Here is a 20,775-nt window from a genome sequence, read left to right as displayed (position 1 = left end):
GATAGGAGACAGGCATGCACAGCACGCTGATCGTCGCCAGGATGGACCCGGCGTCGACACCGGAAGTGGCCGCCCTCTTCGAGGCGTTCGACGCCACGGACATGCCGCGGCGCATGGGAACGATCCGCAGGCAGCTCTTCTTCTACAAGGGCCTCTACTTCCACCAGCAGGACTTCGCGACCGAAGCGGGCGGCGAGGCGATCGAGGCGGCCAAGACCGACCCGAGGTTCCAGCGCATCAGCGCGGACCTCAAGCCCTACATCGAGGCGTACGACCCGGCGTGGCGTACCCCCTCCGACGCGATGGCCACCCGGTTCTACGACTGGCGGCGGCCGGCGTGAGGTCCTCCGGTCAGGACGCGGCAATCCCGACGAGAGATGAGGTTCGATGACCCGTCGTGTAGTGATCACCGGCATCGGTGTCCTGGCACCGGGAGGAGCGGGAACCAAGGATTTCTGGAACCTGCTGACCGAGGGCAGGACCGCGACGAGGACGCTCACGGCGTTCGACCCCTCGCCGTACCGGTCTCGCGTCGCGGCCGAGGTGGACTTCGTCCCGGGCTACTTCGGACTCCGTCCTCCTGAGATACGTCGCATGGACCGGGCCGCGCAATTCGCCGTCGTCGCCACCAGGGAGGCGATCGTCGACAGCGGGCTGGAGATGGACGACGTCGATCCGCATCGCGTCGGGGTGACGATCGGCAGTGCCGTGGGTGCCACGGTTGGCCTGGAGAACGAGTACCGGGTCGCCAGCGACGACGGCCGGCTCCATCTCGTCGACCACACCCACGTCGCGAAGCACCTGTACGGCTATCTCGTGCCCAGCTCCTTCGCGACCGAGGTCGCCTGGTCGTCCGGGGCCGAGGGACCGAGCACGGTCGTCTCCACCGGCTGCACCTCCGGCATCGACTCCGTGGGGCATGCCGTCGAGATGATCCGCGAAGGCTACGCCGACATCATGATCACCGGGGCGACGGAGGCCCCGATCTCACCGATCACCGTGGCATGCTTCGACGCGATCAAGGCGACCAGCACCTACAACGACGACCCCGCCCACGCCTCACGGCCGTACGACGCCACCCGCAACGGGTTCGTCCTCGGTGAGGGAGCGGCCGGATTCGTCCTGGAGGAGTTGGAGAGTGCCAGCCGCCGCGGCGCCCACATCTACGCGGAGATCGTCGGCTACGCCACGAGGTGCAACGCCTACCACATGACCGGTCTGCGGGCCGACGGCGTGGAGATGGCCGAGGCCATCCGCTCGGCCCTGGACGAGGCGAGGCTCGACCCGACCGCCGTCGACTACGTCAACGCCCACGGCTCGGGCACCAAACAGAACGACCGGCATGAGACGGCCGCGTTCAAGTCATCCCTCGGCGCGCACGCCTACGACATTCCGGTCAGCTCGATCAAATCGATGATCGGGCACTCGCTCGGCGCCATCGGTTCCATCGAGATCGCCGCGTCCGCGCTCGCCATCGACAACAACGTGGTGCCGCCCACGGCCAATCTGCACCACCAGGACCCGGATCTCGACCTGGACTATGTGCCGCTCATCGCACGCGAGTGGACGACCGACACCGTACTCACCGTCGGCAGCGGCTTCGGCGGCTTCCAGAGCGCCATGGTGCTCACGCGCCCCACGGGGAGGACGGCATGAGCGAGGCAGTGGTGACAGGCATCGGAGTCACGGCCCCCAACGGGCTCGGCACCGAGGAGTTCTGGCAGGCGACCTTGTCCGGCGTCAGCGGCATCGCCGAGATCCAGCGCTTCGACGCCGGCGGCTACCCGGCGCGGCTCGCCGGAGAGGTGCCGGGTTTCGAAGCCAAGGAGCATCTGTCCGGGCGGCTCATCCCGCAGACGGACCACATGACGAGGCTCGCGCTGGTGGCCGCGGACTGGGCGATCGCCGACTCCGGCACCACGCCTTCGGCTCTCGGCGACTACGACGCCGGTGTGGTGACCGCCAGTTCCAGTGGCGGTTTCGAGTTCGGCCAGCGTGAGCTGCAGAACCTCTGGGCCCACGGCAGCAAACACGTCAGCGCCTACCAGTCGTACGCGTGGTTCTATGCCGTCAACACCGGTCAGATCTCCATCAGGCACGGCATGCGCGGCGCCAGCGGAGTGGTCGTCAGCGACCAGGCCGGCGGGCTGGACGCCCTAGCCCAGGCGCGTCGGCTGATCCGCAAGGGCAGCAAATACGTCGTGTCGGGCGGCATCGACGGTTCGCTCTGCCCCTGGGGATGGACCGCGCAGCTCGCCTCCGACGCACTCAGCACACGAACCGACGTCGACCGCGCGTACCTGCCCTTCGACAGCGAGGCGTGCGGCTTCGTCCCGGGCGAGGGCGGGGCGCTGGTGGTCGTCGAGGACGCTGCCCATGCTCGCGATCGGGGCGCGCCCCGCATCTACGGCAGCATCGCCGGCTACGGCACCACCATGGACCCCGCGCCCGGCACCGGTCGTCCGCCCGGTCTGGAGCGGGCCGTACGCCTCGCTCTGGCCGAGGCAGGGGCGGAGCCCGGCGAGATCGATGTGGTCTTCGCGGACGCGTCCGGCGTACCGGCCCTGGACCGGATCGAGGCCGAGGCGATCCGCGCCGTCTTCGGGCCCGGCGCGGTGCCCGTGACCGCGCCCAAGACGATGACGGGGCGCCTGTACTCCGGCGCGGCCTCGTTGGACGTGACCATGGCGCTGCTGGCGATCCGGGACAGCACGATCCCACCGACCGTCAACGTGCGTCCGGACCACGCACACGGTCTCGACCTTGTCGTGGACACACCTCGCTCCGCGACCGTGCGCACCGCACTCGTCATCGCCCGCGGATACGGCGGCTTCAACTCCGCGATGGTGATCCGCGAAGCCCCGTAGGCACTGCCCGGCAGGCGGGCCCACCCCCCGTCGATCCCGACGGAAAAGTCCACAAAACAGGAACAGGAAAGAGGACGACACACCATGAGCGCTGACGTGTTCACCATCGACATGCTCCGCCGCATCCTGCTCGAAGGCGCCGGCGCCGACGACGAGACGGCGGTCACCGGTGACATCTCCGAGATGTCGTTCGAGGAACTCGGCTACGACTCGCTGGCGGCGCTGGAGACCGGCGCACGCATCGGACGGGAGTACGGACTCGAACTGGAGGACTCCACGATCCTGGACGCCGCCACCCTCGGCGAGTTGGTGACCTCGGTGAACCAGCAGATCCAGGCACTCGGGAAGGTCTGACCCGCTCTCTCGTCGGACGCCGTCGGGCGCATCGCCGTCGGCTCCCCGGAAACACCCCATGGAGAAACCATGACCAACGCACCACGTCCCGTCGCCCTTGTCACGGGTGCCACCAGCGGCATCGGCCTGGCCGTCACCCGCGTCCTCGGCACGGCTGGATACCGGGTGTTCATCTGTTCCCGAACCCAGGAATCGGTGGCCGCCACCGTCAAGTCGCTCTCCGCCGAGGGGCTGGAGGCCGAGGGCTCTGCCTGTGACGTCAGGTCGCCTTCGGACGTGCGGGACTTCGTGGCCGCCGCCGTGGACCGCTTCGGCACCGTCGACGTGCTGGTCAACAACGCCGGCCGCAGCGGCGGCGGAGTCACCGCCGAACTCTCGGACGAACTGTGGGCGGATGTCATCGACACCAACCTCAACAGTGTCTTCCGGATGACCCGCGAGGTGTTGACGCGGGGAGGCATGCGCGACAAGAACCGCGGGCGCGTCATCAACATCGCCTCCACCGCGGGTAAGCAGGGCGTGGTGCTCGCCGCGCCCTACTCCGCCTCCAAGCATGGGGTCGTGGGCTTCACCAAGGCCCTGGGCAACGAACTGGCCCCCACCGGCATCACCGTCAACGCCGTCTGCCCCGGCTATGTCGAGACACCGATGGCGCAGCGGGTCCGCCAGGGGTATGCCGCGGCGTACGACACCACGGAGGAGGCCGTCCTGGAGCGGTTCCAGGCGAAGATCCCCCTGGGCCGCTACTCGACCCCCGAGGAGGTGGCCGGCCTAGTCGGCTACCTCACGTCGGAAGCCGCGGCCTCGATCACCGCTCAGGCCATCAACGTCTGCGGTGGCCTCGGGAACTTCTGATCGTCCTCGCCGAACCACTACCGGCACGGGCGCCGCACGCCGACCCGACACCGTCGGCCCGCCCATGCCCCCACCTTCACCCGAGGGAGATCAGCCATGACCACGACCGCGTTCCTCTTCCCCGGCCAAGGCTCGCAACGGATTGGTATGGGGCTGGAACTCGCCCGGCAGTGGCCATACCTGGTGGAAACCTACTACGAGAAAGCGGACTCCGTCCTCGGCATCCCGCTGTCCAAGCTGTGCTGGGAAGGCCCTGCAGACGCCCTGAAGGAGATGCCGATCACCCAGCCGGTGGTGCTTCTGACCAGCGTGGCCGCATGGGACGTAATGACCCTGCACGGCATCGTGCCCAAGGCCCTGGCCGGGCACAGTCTGGGCGAGTTCACCGCCCTGGTCGCGGCGGGCGTACTACGATGGGACGACGCGCTGAAGTTGGTGCGGGTCCGCGGCGAACTGATGGACCGGGTCTGTGCCGAGGTACCGGGCAGGATGGCCGCGGTGGTGGGCCTGGAACTGCCGGTGGTCGAGGACCTGTGTGCCAGGGCCGCGGCCGAGACCGGCGAGACCGTGTCGGTGGCCAACGAGAACGCGCCGACCCAGGTCGTGGTGTCCGGCGAGACGTCCGCGGTGGACCGCCTGCTCGCCCTGGTCCGCTCCGCCGGCGCGGACCGCATCGTGATCTTGGAGATCGGCGGCCCCGCCCACTGCAGTCTGATGGGCGGTGTCCAGGGCGAGTTCGCCTCGGCACTGGACGAGGTGGAGTTCCGGGACCCGGTGGTCCCCGTCTATTCCGGGACGACCGGAGCGCCCGTCACCGGTGGCGCCCACGCTCGCGAATGCCTGGCTGGTCAACTCACCGGGCGAGTGCGCTGGACAACGGTGATGTCACGGATGGCGGCCGACGGATTCGACCGTTTCGTCGAGATCGGCCCCGGCAAGGTGCTGGGCGGCCTGTGCCGCCGCATCGTTCCCGAGGCGACCGTCCACCGTACGAACGACGTGACACAACTGAAGGCGGCCGTGAACGCCTGTCTGAAGCCTTGACCCCTGAGCGCGCCGCGTAAAGCGATCCCGCGGGGCCCGGACGAGAAGGCGACCGAGGCGCAGCACGCGGAGGATGTGATCACCGGCCGGGGCACGGTGGAGGACCGTACGGTCGTCGTCCACGCCCATGACGTCCGCATCCTTCCGGCTACGGCAGCACCGTCCGGCGCACCACCACGGCGAGCGAGTGATCCGGCAGATCGGCGTGGCGCTCGGCCCGTGCGCGGGAGGTGCCGCGAGCACGGCGATGTCCGGCCGACCCGCACTTCGTCCCGCTGACTCGATGGCAGGAGTTCCAGTCATGGCACCACGTCCTTTCGCGTTTCTGCTGCCCGGACAGGGAGCGCAACATCCGCGTATGGCGGTGGGACTCTACGAGAGCGAGCCCGATTTCGCCGCGATCGTGGACGAGTTCTTCGAAATGATGGGTCCCGAAGGAAAGGAGACCAGGAGCGACTGGCTGAGCGAATCGCCCCGGTTGCCCGTCGATTCGGGTCGGCGGGCCCAACCTCTGCTGTTCGTCATCGGCTACGCGGTCGGACGGCTGCTGTGCGACCGGGGCGTACGGCCTTCGGTGCTGCTCGGTCACAGTGTGGGGGAACTCGCCGCGGCCACGCTGGCGGGTGTCTTCGACCTGGAGGCCGCTGCGCGGATCATGTCGGCGCGGTGTCGTGCGCTGGACGCCGCCCCGCCCGGTGGCCTGCTGGCCGTCGCCGCGCCGTACGGCCAGGTGCTGGATCTGCTGGGAGCGCGATGCGCGGCCGAGGGGGTGGCGGTCGGCGCGGTCAACGCGCCCCGGCAGACCGTCCTCGCCGGCCCCGCCGGGGAACTGGCCCGAGTGGAGAAGGACCTGACCGCCCAGGGGCTGACGAGCCGTCGGGTCCGGGCGGTGGAGCCGTTCCACTCGCCGGTCATGGACGAGGTGGCGCGCCAGTTCGAGAAAGCTGTGGCGCGGGAGAGTCTCGGGCTGCCGAGAATTCCGGTCCAGTCGTCCAGGACCGCGCGACCGGTTGGACCGGAGGAAGCCGTGGACCCCGCCTTCTGGGCCCGCCAGCTGGCCGAGCCGGTGCTGTTCTGGCCGGCGCTCGCCAACCTGTTGGACGAGGGACCTCGCACGGTGGTGGAGACCGGCCCCGGCCGCTCTCTGTCGGCTCCCGCGCTGCGGCATGCCGCGGTGCGGGAGGGGCGGAGCGAGGTCGTACACGTCCTGCCCGATGAACGTGGCGACGCGGGCCGAATGTGGCGGGAAGCACTCGAACGTCTGTTGGCCATGAATGCCCGCACACATAGATGACACAGAGTTGATATTCCTCTGTGAATCCCTTCTTGACGCAAGTCGACGGCCTCGGGAAAGCTTTGATCATCCCCGCGAGAAACCTTCCGTCGCATCATTCTGCGCGAATTCAGTAATCCAACCGAGCTGCGAGGGTCCTGTGGATGCTTCAGTAATTGTGGTGGGAGCCGGTCCGTCCGGGCTCATGCTCGCCGGTGAACTGCGACTGGCCGGGTCGAGTGTCATCGTCCTGGAGCGTTTGGCCCAGCCCTCCGGTGAGTCGCGCGGGCTCGGCTTCACCGCACGGACCATGGAGGTCTTCGACCAGCGTGGGCTGCTGCCCCGGTTCGGGGAGATCGAGACCGGCACCATGGGGCACTTCGGTGGACTACCGCTGGATCTCGGATGCCTGGACGGACGGCACGAGGCGGCCAAGGTCGTCCAGCAGTCGGTCACCGAACGAGTGCTGGAGTCCTGGGCCACCGAGCTGGGTGCCGACATCCGGCGTAGGCACGAGTTCCTCGAACTCGACGACCTGACGGACTCGGTGGTGGTGCGGGTGCGCGGCCCGGAGGGCGAACACGTCCTGCGCGCCTCCTATCTTGTGGGGTGCGACGGTGGCCGCGGCAGGGTGCGCAAAGCCGCTGGATTTGACTTCCCCGGCAGCGAGGCGACCGCCGAACTGCTGCTCGCGGACATCCGCGGCGTCGAGGTGCCCCGGCGGGTGGCGGGATCGTCCGTCCGTGGCGGGATGGCCATGTCCGCCCCGATGGGCGGCGGGGTCAGCAGGGTCATCCTCAGCGAGCGGGGCGCTCCCTTGCGGAGCCGGACGCGGCGCCCCGAGTTCAGTGAGGTCGCCGACGCCTGGAAACGTCTGACAGGCGTGGACATATCGGATGGGGAACCGGTCTGGGTGAGCGCCTTCACGGACGCGGCCCGCCAGGTGACCCAGTACCGGCGCGGCCGGGTGCTGCTCGCAGGGGACGCCGCCCACATCCACCTGCCGGCCGGCGGACAGGGCATGAACACCAGCATCCAGGACTCGGTGAACCTCGGCTGGAAGCTCGCCGCCGTGGTCCGCGGCACCGCCCCCGAGCACCTGCTCGACACCTACCACGAGGAGCGCCATCCGGTCGGCCGACGGCTGCTGACCAATGCGCGCGCCCAGGGGCTGCTGATCCTCGGCGGCGACGACATGCAGCCCCTGCGTGACGTCCTGTCGGAACTGATGGACCACGAGGAGGTGCGCCGGCATCTCGCCGCCATGGTCAGTGGCCTGGAGATCCGCTACGACATGGGCGGGGGCAGCCACCCTCTCCTCGGCCTGCGGATGCCGCACCTCGACCTCACCGTGGGCACCCGCGGCACCGGAAGCACCGAACTGCTCCGGCCGGGGCGGGGCGTGCTGCTGGACCTCACCGGCAACGATCACCTCCGCCGCAGAGCCGGCGGCTGGGCGGCCCGCATCGACATCGTCACGGCCGACGCATCCGCACTGCCCGACAACAGTCCCCTCGCCGGCACTTCGGCACTCCTGCTGCGGCCCGACGGCCACATCTGCTGGACCGCGCCGGGCTCGCACACGGACCTGCGCTCCGCACTGGCGCGCTGGTTCGGCCCGCCGGCAGCCGGCATGCCGGGCCCGACCCGTCCCTCGTGACCACAGCTCTCACGTGCCCGGCCCGTGAGGCCGCACACCCGCTCCCTGTACGAAAGGACATGACGATGGACGACGGAAAGCTCCGCGAGGTGGAACACGACATCACCGTCGCGGCGCCCGCGGCGGAGGTGTACCGCCTCATCGCGGAGGTCGAGAACTGGCCGCAGTTGTTTCCGCCGACCGTCCACGCGGAGTCCGAGAAGCTCTCCGGTGGCGAAGAGCGCGTCCGCATCTGGGCCACCGCGAACGGCGAGGCCAAGCACTGGACGTCCCACCGCACCCTCGACCCGGCCAGCCTGCGTATCGAGTTCGGCCAAGAGGTCTCCAGCGACCCGGTCGCCACCATGGGGGGCACGTGGATCATCGAGCCGCTCGGCGAGACCGAGTCCCGGGTACGGCTGCTGCACCACTACCGCGCAGTCGACGACGACCCGGAGAAACTCGCCTGGATCGACCGCGCGGTCGACACGAACAGCCGTTCCGAGTTGGGCGCTCTCAAACGCAACGCGGAACTGCTGGTGTCCGGTGAACGGACCGCGGACGACAGCGACGCACCCCTCTCACCCGTCCTGTCCTTCGAGGACGGCGTGCGGATCGACGGCTCGGTGAAGGACGTCTACGACTTCCTCAACGAGGCCCGGTCGTGGACGGACCGGCTGCCGCACGTGGCGCGGGTGCGGCTCACCGAGACGGTCCCGGGACTCCAGGTGCTCAACATGGACACGCTCACCAAGAGCGGGGAGTCCCATACCACCGAGTCCATCCGTGTCTGCCTTCCGCATCAGCGCATCGCCTACAAGCAGACCACGCTGCCCCCGCTGATGCTGCTGCACACCGGCCAGTGGCGGCTCTCCGAGGACGACAGCGGGGTGACCACGGCCGTCTCCCAGCACACCGTCGTCATCAACATAGAGCGCATCACCGAGCTGCTGGGCCCCGACGCCGACCTGGCACGGGCCCGCACCGTCATCCGCGACGCGCTCGGCACCAACAGCAGGGCGACCCTGGCACTGGCCAAGCAGTTCGCAGAGGCGCGGCGCTGACATGACCGCCGAAGCGCAGGACACGGACGTCATCGTGGTCGGTGCCGGTCCGGTCGGCCTCTTCCTGGCCGGGGACCTGCGGGCCCGGGGTACCCGGGTGACGGTGCTGGAGCGGCTGGACCGGCCCACCACCGAGTCCCGGGCATCCACCCTGCACGCCCGCACGATGGAGATCCTCGCGGAGCGGGGACTCCTGGAGCGCTTCGGCGAACTGCCCGGCGGTGGTACGGGGCATTTCGGCGGCATCCCCCTCGACCTCACCGCGGCCGACCCCGGCCACCCCCTCGCCGGCCAGTGGAAGTGTCCCCAGACCCGGATCGAGGCGGTGCTCCACCAGTGGGCCACCGACCTCGGCGCCCGGGTACTGCGTGGCCACACCGTCGACGGGTTGCTCCAGGAAGAGCACCGCGTACGTGTCACCGCCCGGACGGCGGACGGGGCGGTGCGCACGTTCACCGCCACCCACCTGGTCGGGTGCGACGGCGAGGACAGCGCCGTCCGCCGCCTCGCCGGCTTCGAGCTGGGCGGACATGCCGCGACCGTCGAGATGCTCCGCGCCGACGTGGCCGGGCTCGACATCCCCGACCGCCGCTTCGAGCGGCACCCGGAGGGAATGGCGACGTCGTACCGGTGGCCGGACGGAACGACGAGGGTGATGGTGCACCTCCACGGCCACACGCCCGAACCGCGCAGCGGTGAACCGGACTTCGCCGAGATCGTGACCGCCTGGGCCAGGACGACCGGCGAGGACATCAGCGGCGGCAGCCCGCTGTGGCTCAACGCCTTCGACGACGCCTCCTTCCAGACGACGCGTTACCTGATCGGCCGGGTCCTGCTGGCCGGGGACGCCGCCCACATCCAGATGCCGGTCGGCGGCATGGCGCTCAACCTCGGTCTACAGGACGCCGCAGAGCTCGGCCCGATCCTCGCCGCGCACACCACCGGTGCCGAGGACCGAAGCCCGCTGGACGACTACGACGAGCGCCGCGCCGTCGGCGCCCGCACCCTGACCCACATCGCGGCGCAGGCCCGGCTGTTGCTCGGCGGGCCGGAAGTAGACGCCCTGCGCACCGTGTTCGGCGAGCTGCTGGGCCTCGACGCGGTGCGCGGACATCTCGCCCGCACCATCGTCGGCCTGCCCGTCCGGCCCGCATCCACTCCTTCCTGACCCCGTATCCCCTTCCACGCCACACACCGAGGAGACCACCCATGGAGAAGCTCAACGGCAAGACCGCACTCGTCACCGGCTCCAGCCGGGGCATCGGCCGGGCCACGGCCGTCGGCCTGGCCCAGGAAGGCGCTCTGGTCGCCGTGCACTACGCCCACGACGAGCAGGCCGCCCAGGAGACCGTCGAACTCATTGAGAAAGACGGGGGACGCGCCTTCACCCTGCGGGCCGAACTGGGCGTGCCCGGCGACATCCACGAGCTCTTCCTCGGCCTGGAGAAGGGTCTGAAGGACCGCACGGGACACACCACCCTGGACATCCTGGTCAACAACGCCGGGGAGACATCGGCCATGGGGACCGCACCCGAGGACGTGACACCCGAGGAGTTCGACAAGCTGTTCGCGGTGAACGCCAAGGCACCCTTCTTCATCGCCCAGCGTGCCCTCGGCCTCATCCCCGACGGGGGCCGCATCATCAACATCTCCTCCGGCCTGACCAGGTTCGCGAACCCCTCACAGACCGCCTACGCGATGACCAAGGGCGCCATCGAGCAGCTCTCCCTGCACTTCGCGCGGCACCTCGCCCCGCGGCGCATCACCGTCAACAGCGTCGCCCCGGGCATCACGAACAACGGCAGCGAGATCTTCGACATCCCCGAAGCCGTGGAGCAGATGGCCCAGCTGTCGGCGTTCAAGCGGGTGGGTGACGCCAAGGACATCGCCGACGTGGTGGTCTTCCTCGCCACCGACGAGGCCCGCTGGGTGACCGGTGCCTTCCTGGACGCCACGGGCGGCACTCTCCTCGGCTAGCGCCCGCCCCCCCTGCTCCCGCGCCGCATCGAACGGAGGTGGCTCCCCCATGCCCGCTCCCACGTCCACGAACGCCGTGAACTCCCCGCCGAGCCTGGACCGGCACCAGTGGTCCCTGCTCTTCGTGCTCGCGGCGAACATGCTCATCGACAGCCTGGAGCTGGCGACCGTCCTGGTCGTACTGCCCTCGGCCGGCACGGCGCTCGCAGCCCCTTTGTGGGCCCAGTTGTGGGTGCTGGCGGGGTTCCCGGCCGGATTCGCCCTCGGCCTGGTCCTCGGGGGCCGGATCACGGCTCGGTGGGGCAGGCGCCGAGTCTTCCTCGCGGCTCTCGTCGGCTACCTCATGGCCGCCCTGATCGCCGGGCTGGCCGCGGTAAGCGCTGTGCTGACCGCAGCCCAGGTCGCCAAAGGATGCTGTGCGGCGCTCACCGCCCCCGTCGGCCTGGCCATCATCGGCAGCACCTTCCCGGAAGGGCCTCGGCGGCGTCAGGCGGTCACCGTTTACGCACTGTTCGGCGCGGCCGGGTCCACGACCGGGCTCCTGCTCGCCGGGGCGCTCACGGGCGTGAGCTGGCGACTGCCCCTGCTCGTGCCCGTACCGGTGGTCGTCCTCCTCCTGGTGATCGCCCGGCGAAGGCTCCCCCGCGACATCGCGGCCCCGCCGCAGCCGTCGGTGCCTGTCCGCGAGGTGGTACGCGACCGCCTGCTGCTGCGCTCCGCCTTCGGAGCCGCCGCACTCAACGGAACTTTCATGAGCCTGCTCTTCCTGATCAACGTGCGGCTCCAGGCCACAGCGGGCCGGCCGCCCTGGCAGGCCGCGCTGATCTGCCTGCCGACCTGTCTGCCGCTGGTGGCTGGCCCCTTCTTCGCGCCACGCCTCATCTCCCGGTTCGGCACCCGGCTGCCGATCGCGCTCGGCGCGACGGCGGCGCTGACCGGCTACGCCCTGTGCCTGTGGCACCTGGAGCCGGCCCGCCTCGGCGCGTGGCTGGTACCCGCGGTGTTCCTGGTCGGGATCGGTCTCGCCCTCTCCTTTGCACCTCTCAACGTGCAGGCGGTGTCCGCTGCCACGCCCCGGACGCGGGGACGGTCCGCCCAGGTGTTCCAGACAGCCGTGCAGCTCGGAGCCGTCGCCCTGCTACCGGCGGTCACCGCACTGCTGGCGAGGGCCGACGGCTACCGGTCGGCCCTGCTGCTGGTCGTCGCCGTATCGGCCGCGGGGCTGCTCCTGGCGCTCAGCGGTCCGCTGCGCCGACCCGCACCGGCCGGCGGGCGGTGACACCGGCTCTCCGCGCCGCTTCCTCGGTTCCCCCACCCCTGTCCCTGAAAGGATCGCCATGTCCGACCGACCCGTTCGACTCGCCGTCATCACGGGCAGTACCCGGCCCCAGCGACTCAGCGCCACCGTGGCCGCCTGGTTCGTCGAGCAAGCACTCGTGCGTGCGGACCTCGCGCTGGACGTCATCGACCTGGCCGATGTCTCCCTGCCCGTGGACGGACCGGTCCTCGACCCGGCTCCTCGGGCCAGGGAGCAACTGGCGATCACCGGTCACCGGTTGGCGGACGCCGAGGCGTTCGTCGTGGTGACGCCCGAGTACAACCACAGCTTTCCGGCAGTGCTGAAGAACTTCGTCGACTGGCACCTCACCGAGTGGCGGGCCAAGCCGGTGGGCTTCGTCAGCCACGGCGGAGGTGTCGGCGGCGGGCTGCGCGCGGTAGAGCAGTTGCGGCAGGTCTTCGCCGAGCTGCACGCCGTAACCGTTCGCGACACCGTCAGCTTCCACGGGGGAGAGGCCGCGTTCGACGAGGAGGGCAACCCCCGGGACGCCGACGGCTGCAGCGCCGCCGCCAAGACGATGCTCGACCAGATCCTCTGGTGGGCGACGGCGCTGCGGGACGCCAGAGCCCGCCGCCCTTACGCGGCCTGACCCGCCGTGCCCGAGGAGACCACCGCGGTTCCCCGTCCGGAACGCGCGCCCGAGACGGTCACCCGGAAGCCCCCCCCGATGTGGCTGCTGGCCGGCGAGAACGAGGACGACTTCGACGAACCCTCGGTCTGCCGGGGTTTCGACTGACCCGCCGCCACGCCCCAAGTCCTCATCGTTGCGCGAGCCCTCGTGTGGAGTGAAAGATGTCGCTAGCAACCGACCCGGCCCCCGACCTCGGCCGTCCCGATGCGGCAACGGTCCTCGTCACCGTCGTCGAGACCGGGAGCGCGCAGGGCCGGACAGCCGCCGCCCAGGCCGTCGCCGACCACTGGCTGGCGGCGCCGTGGCCCGAAGGCCTGCTCTCCCTCACCTGCTTCACCAGTCTCGAAGACCACCTGCTGCTGCTCTACGCGCAGTGGGAGCCCGGCGCCACGCCGCACGCCGCGCCCGCGGACGACGCCTCCCTCTCCCGCGCGACGGCCGGACTCGCGGACACGGTCCGGATCCACCCGTCGGTCGACTACGTGGTGCACCGCAGCACGGTCGCCGATCACACGGCGGCGCCCGCCTTCTTCTCCGTTGACGCGTTCCGAACCACCGGGCGCGAGGCCACCCACGCCTGGATGGACCGGGCGCTGGCCCTGGAGGCCGAGGCGGGCGCCCACACGGCCCCCGGCGCGGTCTCGGGCCACCTCCACGTCAGCGGTGACGGGGCCCGCATGCTCAACCTCTCCGGATGGGTCTCGCCCGCCGCGCACGCCGAGTTCCTCGCCGGCGGGGCACTGCGCCAGGTGTTCGAAGCCCTGGGCAGCCCCGGCACTCCCTGCGTGGGCAGCAGCGGATACCGCCTGCACACCAGCCTCACCGCCCCGTCCGCACCGCGCTGAGCCCTTCCACAGACAGGTGGTCACCATGACAGAAACACGTATCACGCTGGTCACCGGCGCCAACAAGGGCCTCGGACTCCAGACGGCCCGCTCGCTCGTGGCGGCGGGACACACGGTCTACCTCGGGGCCCGCGACGCGCGGCGCGGACAGGAGGCCGCCTCGGCCATCGGCGCCCGCCCACTGCTGCTCGACGTCACCAGCGACGAGTCCGTGGCGGCCGCCGCGGCACTCGTCGAACGGGAGAGCGGCCGTCTGGACGTCCTGGTTAACAACGCCGGCGTCGGCGGAACCTACAAGGAAGCGAACGAGATCACCGCGGCGGACATGATCGAGGTGTACGACACCAACGTCTTCGGTGTCGTCCGCGTCATGCGAGCCTTCCTCCCGCTGCTGCTGGCCGGCAAGCGTCCAGCCGTCGTCAACGTCAGCAGCGGCATGGGATCCCTCGCCGTCACCAGCGATCCCGACCGCTTCGAATCGGCCCTGGTCCTGCCCGCGTACACGTCGTCCAAGACCGCCCTCAACATGCTCACCTCGCAGTACGCCAAGGCTTTCCCCGGCATCCGGATCAACGCGGTCGACCCCGGGTTCACCGCCACGGACATCAACGGGCATCAGGGCACCCGGACCGTCGAGGAGGGCGCGGAGATCATCGTCCGGACGGCCGCCGCCGTCACGGACGACACCACGGGCGGCTTTCTCGACTCCCGCGGCGTCGTCCCCTGGTGACGACGCCCACCCCATCCGCCATCCGACTCCCGAGGTGACACCCACATGGACACCACCACCAGCTCCACCGCACCGGTCCGGGTCCGGGCCCCGCGCGGGCTTCCGCTGCTCGGTCATCTCCCGTTCTTGTCCAAACGCCCGCTGACCTTCTTCGAAGAGCTGCGCGGCCACGGGGACATCGTGGACTGGCGGGTCGGCCGCACCCCCGCGGTCTTCCTGTTCCGGCCCGACGACATCCAGGAACTGCTGGGCGGCGTCGAAACGACCTTCCGGCACGCAGACCGGGCCTGGGGATTCAAACTCCTCCTCGGCGACGGGCTGATCAACACGGTGGGCGCGGACTGGCGCCGTAAACGCGCTCTCGTCCAGCCGGCTGTACGACCGCGTCAGGTCCGGGGCTACACCGCGACCATGGCCGAGTGCGCCGCGCAGGCCGCCGAGCGGTGGAAGCCCGGAGACCGGGTCGACGTCCGGCAGGAGATGGCCGCGCTCACCCAGCGCATCGCCGTCCGCACCCTGTTCGGCGCCGACAGCGCGGGCCGGGAGGCGGTGATCGGCACGGCCATGGAGATCGCCCAGCAGGAGATCGGCGCCGAGCTGCACGGAGTGACGGGGATGCTGCCGCCCTGGGTTCCCACACCGGGGCGCCGCCGGCTGAGGGCGGCCGTCGCCCAGATCGACGCGGAGGTGGGCCGGCTGATCGCCGAGGGCGCGGCGGCAGGCGAGGAACGCGACGACCTGCTCAGCCGGCTGATGGCGGCCCGCGACGAAAACGGTGTGGCCCTGACCGCCAAGGAGCTGCGCGACGAGGCCGTCACCCTGTATGTGGCCGGGCACGAGACGACGGCCACCGCACTCACCTGGACGTGGTATCTGCTGTCGCACCACCCGGAGGTGCGGGCACGGCTCACGGAGGAACTGGACAGGGTGCTCGGTGGCCGGACCCCCGCCTACGAGGACTACCAGGAGCTGCGGTACGCGCAGCAGGTGATCAAGGAGAGCCTGCGGGTCTTCCCCGTGGTGTGGGTCGTCACCGCCGTCGCCGACACCGGCGCCTCGATCGCGGGCCACCCGATCGACGAGGGCACGATGGTCTGGACGAGCCCCTGGGCGACGCACCGCGACCCGCGCTGGTTCACCGACCCCGAGACGTTCCGCCCCGAACGCTGGGACGAGAACGCCGAGCCGAAGGTGCCCGACCACGCCTGGTACCCCTTCGGGGGCGGCCCCCGCACCTGCCTCGGGGTGCGCTTCGCCATGGTCGAGGCGGTGGTCGTCCTCGCCACGATCGCCCAGCGACTCCACCTGGACGTCGGACACGAGAAGACCGACCCCCAGGCTCAGTTCACCCTCCAGCCCGCAGGACCCGTCGTGGCCACCGTGCGGGAGACGGGGCAGTGAGCACCGCGGTGACCCATCAACCGGAGACAAGGATGAGGCAGTGGAATTCACGGACGCCGAGCTGACGAAGCAACCCGTCGGCTACTGGACCCTCGCGGCCCGCGAGGTGATCGAAGGGCATATCAACCGCCGGCTCGGCGAGTTGGGCATCAGGCAGCCGCACTGGTGGACCCTCTACCGCGTGGGAGAGACCGAGGAGGGCCTCACCCAGGACGAGTTGATCGAGCGCATGCGTCACACCCGTCCATACGTGGACGCCGTGGACACCGTGCTGCCCGCGGCCCAGGACCTCCTCGGCTCCGGGCATCTGACCCTCACAGACGGCCGACGCCTCCAGCTCACGGAGCCGGGCCGGGAGATGCGTGGGCAGCTGATCGAACTGCTGCCGAAGGTGCTCGGAGAGATCCACGAAGGTATCGACGACAAGGACTACATCACCACCGTGAAAGTGCTGCGGCGGATGATCCGCAACGTCGGCGGCAACGCCGACTTCCACTGAGCCGGCACTCCCGCATTCATCACAGGGGATATCACCATGTCACCGCACCTGTCGGACCCGCGGGCCGGCGCCGATCCCGCTTCCCCGATCGCCGTGGTCGGCCTCTCCTGCCGCCTGCCCGGGGCACCCGACCTCGCCGCCTTCTGGGCCGCTCTGCGAGACGGCCGGGAGATGATCGGTGAAACGCCGTCCGCCCGCTGGAACGCCGACGCCTTCCACGACCCGGAACGCAACGCACCCGGCAAGATCATCACCTCGCGTGGCGGTTTCCTCGACGACATCGACATGTTCGACGCCGCGTTCTTCGAGGTCTCGCCCCGCGAGGGCGCCCTGGAGGGCGAGATCACCGATCACCTCGGATACGAGAAGCACGACGCCGAGGGCAGGGGCAGCGGCAACTCCCGCAACGGGACGCGTGCGAAGACGGTGCTGACCGATGTCGGACCGGTCGAGGTCAAGGTCCCCCGGGACGTGGCCGGTTCGTTCGAGCCGCAGATCCTCAAGAAGCGGCAGCGGCGCCTGTCCGGGGTGGACGAGATGGTGCTGTCGCTGTCGGCGAAGGGGCTGACGCACGGGGAGATCTCCGCGCATCTGTCCTGGACTTCGACCCGAAGGTGACGGGGATCGCCTCGCAGCCGTTCTGGCTGCACTGGCACGACGGCGAACGAGAACGTCGGCACGCCCCGGACTACTTCGCCCGCCACGCGGATGGCTCGGCGGCGGTCATCGACGTCCGCGCGGATGAGCGGATCGAGCCGAAGGACGCGGAAGCGTTCGAGGTGACGCGGCTGGCCTGCGCTCAGGCCGGGTGGGGGTTCGAGCGGGTCGGGACGCCGGAGGCGGTGCTGCTGGCGAATGTGCGGTGGCTGTCGCGCTACCGGCACCCGCGGTGCCTGCACCGCCCGGTTGCCGACCGGCTGCGGGAGGTCTTCCGCCAGATGATCGTCTACCACCTGGCCAGTCGGTGCGGGTTACGGCCCGCCGACATCGTCTTGTCCCAGGTGTGATTGCGGGGTTGATAGTTGATGCGGTGGGTGGGGTGTGAGCTGGGGTGTTGAGGGTTTTCTGAGAAGGGAGTAGGTGCTTTCGGGGGGTGCTTAGCGGTGGTGGGCGGGGCGTCTGGCCTGGGGTTATTCGTGGTTGGTTGATAACGGTGGTGTGGTGTTGGTGATGGTCTCCGGTATCTAAAGGGCTGGTGCGGGTTTGTGCTGGTCAGCGGTCTGCTGTGTGGCCGGGGGCTGTCGGTGGGCGGGGTTATGTCGTTGTTGGCGGGTGGGGGTTGCGCCGGTCCAGTACAGGGCGGTGTCGATATGGGTGTAGCTCGTTCTCTGGGAAGAGTGCCGGTCAGTCGGTGAGGGCGTAGTTGTGCTGGTCAGGGCTTGTTTCCGGGGCGGGGTAGAGGCGGTCGTGTTCGGCGTGGAGGTGGTAGGTCCAGTACGTGTCGAAGTCGCCGTTGTCGATCAGGGCCCGGAGGCGGAGGATCGCTTCGGCACCGGGCAGGCCCCAGCGGGAGCCGGTGATCTCTAAGCGGTCGGCGACGATGTGACGCGCCGCTCCCTCGATCGCGCCGGTGGCGATGGGCCAGCCGGCTTGGAGGGCGGTGTCGTAGCGGAGTTGATCGAGGTGCCCGGTGAGGTAGCGCACGCACTTGTCGATCGCTTCGCGTTTGCCTGCCTGAAGGCCGGCCTGGTCGGCCTTCAGGGTCATCTCGGCGGCCGCGCGGGCGGCCTGGCCGTGCAGGATCGTGGTCAGCTGCGCGCCGACCCAGGCTTCGGCCTCGGGGGTGCCGGGTTGGTGCAGGGCGTGCGCAGCGGCCCAGCAGTACTCCGACACATGCACGAAGTCGAGCAGGACGTTGAGCTCGATGCCACGGCGGTCGGCCTCGGCGTGCAGGAGGTCGAGTTGGTGGCGGGCACCGTCGACCAGCGCGACCCAGCAGCGTCGGTGGTGTGGGTCGCGGTCTTCTGCCTGGTCGAAGGCGTCACACACGACACGGTCGGTGTCCTGGACCACGGACGCGGTCAGCCACTTCGCTCGCGCCACGGGTCCTTTGCGGCGCTCACGCTGTCCGCTGCGCCCGTCGGGCGGGGCGATGATGTCGTGCGGGCGGCGGGGGGCCGGATCCGCGTCGAAGACACAGGCCAGGGTCGCCACACCGGTAGGCCGCCCGCGAGGTGCCTGCTTGTGCAGGTCCTTTTCGGGCGGCCCCCGGTCCGAACCACGCGGGCATCTTTCGATGCACGTGGCTCTCCAGTGACTATTCCGTTGATTTCGCGGCGGGTTGCTGCACGTGGATGGCCTGGTGGCAGGTGGTGCAGACCACGAGGGTCTTCCTGCGCATTCGGGCCATGAGCTGCGCCCACGCGGGCTGTGATCGCCCCGGTTGTGTCAGGTCGGCGAGTTTCCGAACTTGGTGGACTTCCACCATCGTCTTCTGCTCGCACCACTCACACCGGCCCGCCCGGAGCCGAGAAATCAACTCGTTTTGGCGGATGGCCGGGGCTGGTCGGCGGTCGATAAGGACCGCCCTCTTCTGCCTTTTCAGGGGGATGCCGCCGAACCGGGCGACTCGTGGTTTCCTACCAGGGCGTTTGACGCTGGCCTGGAAGCAGGTGCGTGGTCCGTGTGGGGTCTCGATCGTGGCCTTGTACTTGCGTGCCATTTTCGACACCGTCGAACCATGCTTGGCGGCCAGCGTCTTGAGCATCGAGGTCTTGGCGACCCATTCCAACCGGCTCAGTCTCCAGACGTCGCCGGCCATCATGTAGTACTGGATCAGACCCCGGTACTCAGCCCCGTATCTGCTGATGATCATGAGGTCGTCATGGTTCATCAACTCGGGACGCCGCTCGGGTTTTCCGCGCTTCAGGTAGGCGGTGCACTTGGCCTTGATCACCGACCGTGGAACGCGCAGCCCGATGGTTCCGTTGACCGTTGGACGGTCGCGGCTGTGCTGGACGGTGATCTCGTAGCCGAGGAACATCGCGGCTTTCGTTCGGCCGTGGGTAATCACGGTCTTGCCCTCGTTCAGTTCCAGCTTGAGATCGTCTCGCAGGAACGCCGCGAGGCGAGCCTTGATCTCTTCGGCTTCGGCCTTGGGTCCGGCGAACCCGAGGAGGTGGTCGTCGGCGTATCGGACGTAACGCAGCCGCCGGTAGCCGGGATCTTGTGGATCTCGACAAGGCAGGCCACGCTGCTGCTTCCACAGCTCCCGCACCACGGTTCGGTCACCGCGTTTTCGAGCACGCCACATCGCCTGGGCCATCTTGAAGTACGCGGGATTGTTCGTCCTGCGCTTTCCTCGGGTGTACTCAGGAATCAGCACTGTCTCGACAAATTTGTCCAGCCGGTCCATATAAATGTTGGATAGAATGGGTGAGACCACGCCACCCTGCGGAGCACCGCTGAGCGTCGCATTCCATACCCAATCCTCCAGATATCCGGCTTGCAGCATCTGTTTGATGAGCCGGAGGAACCGGTTATCGTGAATTTTATCCCCGAGGATCGTAAGCATCGTCCTATGGTCGAGACTCCCGAAACAGTCGGAAATGTCACCCTCGATAAACCAGGTCGTCCCCGCCCATGTTTCTGCCACCTCAGTGAGGGCAGTGTGGCAGCCGCGGCGGGGACGGAAACCGTGTGAACGGTCAGAGAAACGTGGCTCGTAGTACGCTTCCAAAAGGAGGCGGATTGCTTCACCGACGAGTTTATCTGTCCAGGACGGCAGGCCAAGAGGTCTTACTTTCCCATTCTTCTTGGGAATGTAGATCCGTTTGGCTGGTTCGAATCGATAGCGTTCGTGACGCAACGCGTCGATGACGCGCCCGATCTTGACCATGGACATACCGTCCGCGGTTTCCCCTGTGGTCCCGGGCGTCATTGCTCCCTGGTTGGAGTACAGGCGCCCGTAGGCCAGCAGATACAGGCTCGGGTTGAACAGTTGGCGATACAGCTCGTTGCAAGGCAGGTCACGCCTGCCGCGATCACGGAGGACATTCAGTACCGTTTCGGCTGTCTGCATTACGCGTACCTCCCGGGCTTTGAATATCCGATCACCTGGCCCCCTTCGCCCTGTTGACGGCCTTCCCGTCACCCTTGGCAGGTCGTTACTCCTGCGACTACTACGAGGCCTCTGTCACCGTAGGGCTCGCGCCCCTTAGGTCAACGTCGCTTCCTTGATCGTTTCAGGATGACTGCGGTCGTGGTGTGAGTGGGTGGAGCTGGAGGGTGTAGGTGACGCGTTCGGTGGCGGGTTGA

At 69.1% G+C, this 20,775-nt stretch carries 19 protein-coding genes and 4 pseudogenes; 21 read left to right on the top strand and 2 right to left on the bottom strand.

Features of this window, described 5'->3' with window-relative positions:
- Positions 1-14 precede the first annotated feature (14 nt).
- From AB0N07_RS41500 to AB0N07_RS41400, 21 genes and pseudogenes are all read left to right on the top strand, one after another.
- A complete protein-coding gene (locus tag AB0N07_RS41500) occupies positions 15-341 on the top strand; it encodes a TcmI family type II polyketide cyclase (protein ID WP_365844457.1) in 327 nt (108 codons plus the stop codon).
- Positions 342-387: 46 nt separating this feature from the next.
- On the top strand, positions 388-1,656 hold the full coding sequence (locus tag AB0N07_RS41495) for a beta-ketoacyl-[acyl-carrier-protein] synthase family protein (protein ID WP_365844455.1): 1,269 nt from the start codon (positions 388-390) through the stop codon (positions 1,654-1,656).
- Entirely contained in the window at positions 1,653-2,867 is a 1,215-nt protein-coding gene (locus AB0N07_RS41490; RefSeq protein WP_365844453.1) for a ketosynthase chain-length factor, read from the top strand. Before AB0N07_RS41495 ends, AB0N07_RS41490 begins: the two co-directional genes overlap by 4 nt.
- Positions 2,868-2,951: 84 nt before the next feature.
- A complete protein-coding gene (locus tag AB0N07_RS41485; RefSeq protein WP_365844451.1) occupies positions 2,952-3,221 on the top strand; it encodes an acyl carrier protein in 270 nt (89 codons plus the stop codon).
- A gap of 69 nt (positions 3,222-3,290) precedes the next feature.
- Positions 3,291-4,076: a 3-oxoacyl-ACP reductase FabG gene (gene fabG, locus AB0N07_RS41480; protein ID WP_365844449.1), complete on the top strand. Its 786-nt coding sequence runs from the start codon at positions 3,291-3,293 to the stop codon at positions 4,074-4,076.
- Between the two features lie 96 nt (positions 4,077-4,172).
- Entirely contained in the window at positions 4,173-5,120 is a 948-nt protein-coding gene (gene fabD / locus AB0N07_RS41475; RefSeq protein ID WP_365844447.1) for an ACP S-malonyltransferase, read from the top strand.
- 127 nt (positions 5,121-5,247) lie between these two features.
- Complete coding sequence (locus AB0N07_RS41470; RefSeq protein ID WP_365844445.1) at positions 5,248-6,414, top strand: acyltransferase domain-containing protein; 1,167 nt, start codon at positions 5,248-5,250, stop codon at positions 6,412-6,414.
- Positions 6,415-6,553: 139 nt separating this feature from the next.
- Entirely contained in the window at positions 6,554-8,053 is a 1,500-nt protein-coding gene (locus AB0N07_RS41465) for an FAD-dependent monooxygenase (protein WP_365844443.1), read from the top strand.
- A gap of 65 nt (positions 8,054-8,118) precedes the next feature.
- Positions 8,119-9,096: an aromatase/cyclase gene (locus AB0N07_RS41460; protein ID WP_365844441.1), complete on the top strand. Its 978-nt coding sequence runs from the start codon at positions 8,119-8,121 to the stop codon at positions 9,094-9,096.
- A gap of 1 nt (position 9,097) precedes the next feature.
- The gene (locus AB0N07_RS41455; RefSeq protein ID WP_365844439.1) at positions 9,098-10,264 is read left to right on the top strand and encodes an FAD-dependent monooxygenase; all 1,167 of its coding nucleotides are present in this window, start codon (positions 9,098-9,100) and stop codon (positions 10,262-10,264) included.
- 41 nt (positions 10,265-10,305) lie between these two features.
- Positions 10,306-11,073, top strand: a complete 768-nt coding sequence (locus AB0N07_RS41450) for an SDR family oxidoreductase (RefSeq protein ID WP_365844437.1) — start codon at positions 10,306-10,308, stop codon at positions 11,071-11,073.
- Positions 11,074-11,122: 49 nt separating this feature from the next.
- Positions 11,123-12,352: an MFS transporter gene (locus AB0N07_RS41445; RefSeq protein ID WP_365844435.1), complete on the top strand. Its 1,230-nt coding sequence runs from the start codon at positions 11,123-11,125 to the stop codon at positions 12,350-12,352.
- Positions 12,353-12,410: 58 nt separating this feature from the next.
- Complete coding sequence (locus tag AB0N07_RS41440) at positions 12,411-13,001, top strand: NAD(P)H-dependent oxidoreductase (RefSeq protein ID WP_365844433.1); 591 nt, start codon at positions 12,411-12,413, stop codon at positions 12,999-13,001.
- Positions 13,002-13,007: 6 nt separating this feature from the next.
- Positions 13,008-13,148 (top strand): hypothetical protein, encoded by a 141-nt coding sequence (locus AB0N07_RS41435; protein ID WP_365844431.1) that lies wholly within the window; start codon positions 13,008-13,010, stop codon positions 13,146-13,148.
- A gap of 56 nt (positions 13,149-13,204) precedes the next feature.
- Positions 13,205-13,888, top strand: coding sequence for a hypothetical protein (locus AB0N07_RS41430; protein ID WP_365844429.1), 684 nt, complete (start codon positions 13,205-13,207; stop codon positions 13,886-13,888).
- 25 nt (positions 13,889-13,913) lie between these two features.
- Positions 13,914-14,618 carry an SDR family NAD(P)-dependent oxidoreductase gene (locus tag AB0N07_RS41425; RefSeq protein WP_365844427.1) on the top strand — a complete coding sequence of 235 codons (705 nt, stop codon included), beginning with the start codon at positions 13,914-13,916 and terminating at the stop codon, positions 14,616-14,618.
- Between the two features lie 45 nt (positions 14,619-14,663).
- Positions 14,664-16,019: a cytochrome P450 gene (locus tag AB0N07_RS41420; protein ID WP_365844425.1), complete on the top strand. Its 1,356-nt coding sequence runs from the start codon at positions 14,664-14,666 to the stop codon at positions 16,017-16,019.
- Positions 16,020-16,059: 40 nt separating this feature from the next.
- Positions 16,060-16,518, top strand: coding sequence for a MarR family winged helix-turn-helix transcriptional regulator (locus tag AB0N07_RS41415; RefSeq protein ID WP_365844423.1), 459 nt, complete (start codon positions 16,060-16,062; stop codon positions 16,516-16,518).
- 36 nt (positions 16,519-16,554) lie between these two features.
- Positions 16,555-16,830, top strand: a pseudogene (locus tag AB0N07_RS41410) (beta-ketoacyl synthase N-terminal-like domain-containing protein); the annotation flags it as partial.
- 9 nt (positions 16,831-16,839) lie between these two features.
- Positions 16,840-17,109: pseudogene (locus tag AB0N07_RS41405) on the top strand (transposase); the annotation flags it as partial.
- A 2-nt stretch (positions 17,110-17,111) separates the two neighbouring features.
- A pseudogene (locus AB0N07_RS41400) lies at positions 17,112-17,456 on the top strand (TnsA-like heteromeric transposase endonuclease subunit); the annotation flags it as partial.
- Positions 17,457-17,862: 406 nt separating this feature from the next.
- Here AB0N07_RS41400 and AB0N07_RS41395 read toward each other — a convergent pair.
- Together AB0N07_RS41395 and AB0N07_RS41390 are read right to left on the bottom strand one after the other, a co-directional pair.
- Positions 17,863-18,672 (bottom strand): annotated as a pseudogene (locus tag AB0N07_RS41395) (ISKra4 family transposase); the annotation flags it as partial.
- A gap of 103 nt (positions 18,673-18,775) precedes the next feature.
- Positions 18,776-20,539, bottom strand: a complete 1,764-nt coding sequence (locus tag AB0N07_RS41390) for a reverse transcriptase domain-containing protein (RefSeq protein WP_365844421.1) — start codon at positions 20,537-20,539, stop codon at positions 18,776-18,778.
- Positions 20,540-20,775: the final 236 nt, after the last annotated feature.

This window comes from Streptomyces sp. NPDC051172, assembly GCF_040682555.1.
GTDB lineage: Bacteria > Actinomycetota > Actinomycetes > Streptomycetales > Streptomycetaceae > Streptomyces.
Note: the sequence above shows the minus strand (reverse complement) of the source record. Positions and strands in the feature narration are given on the sequence as shown.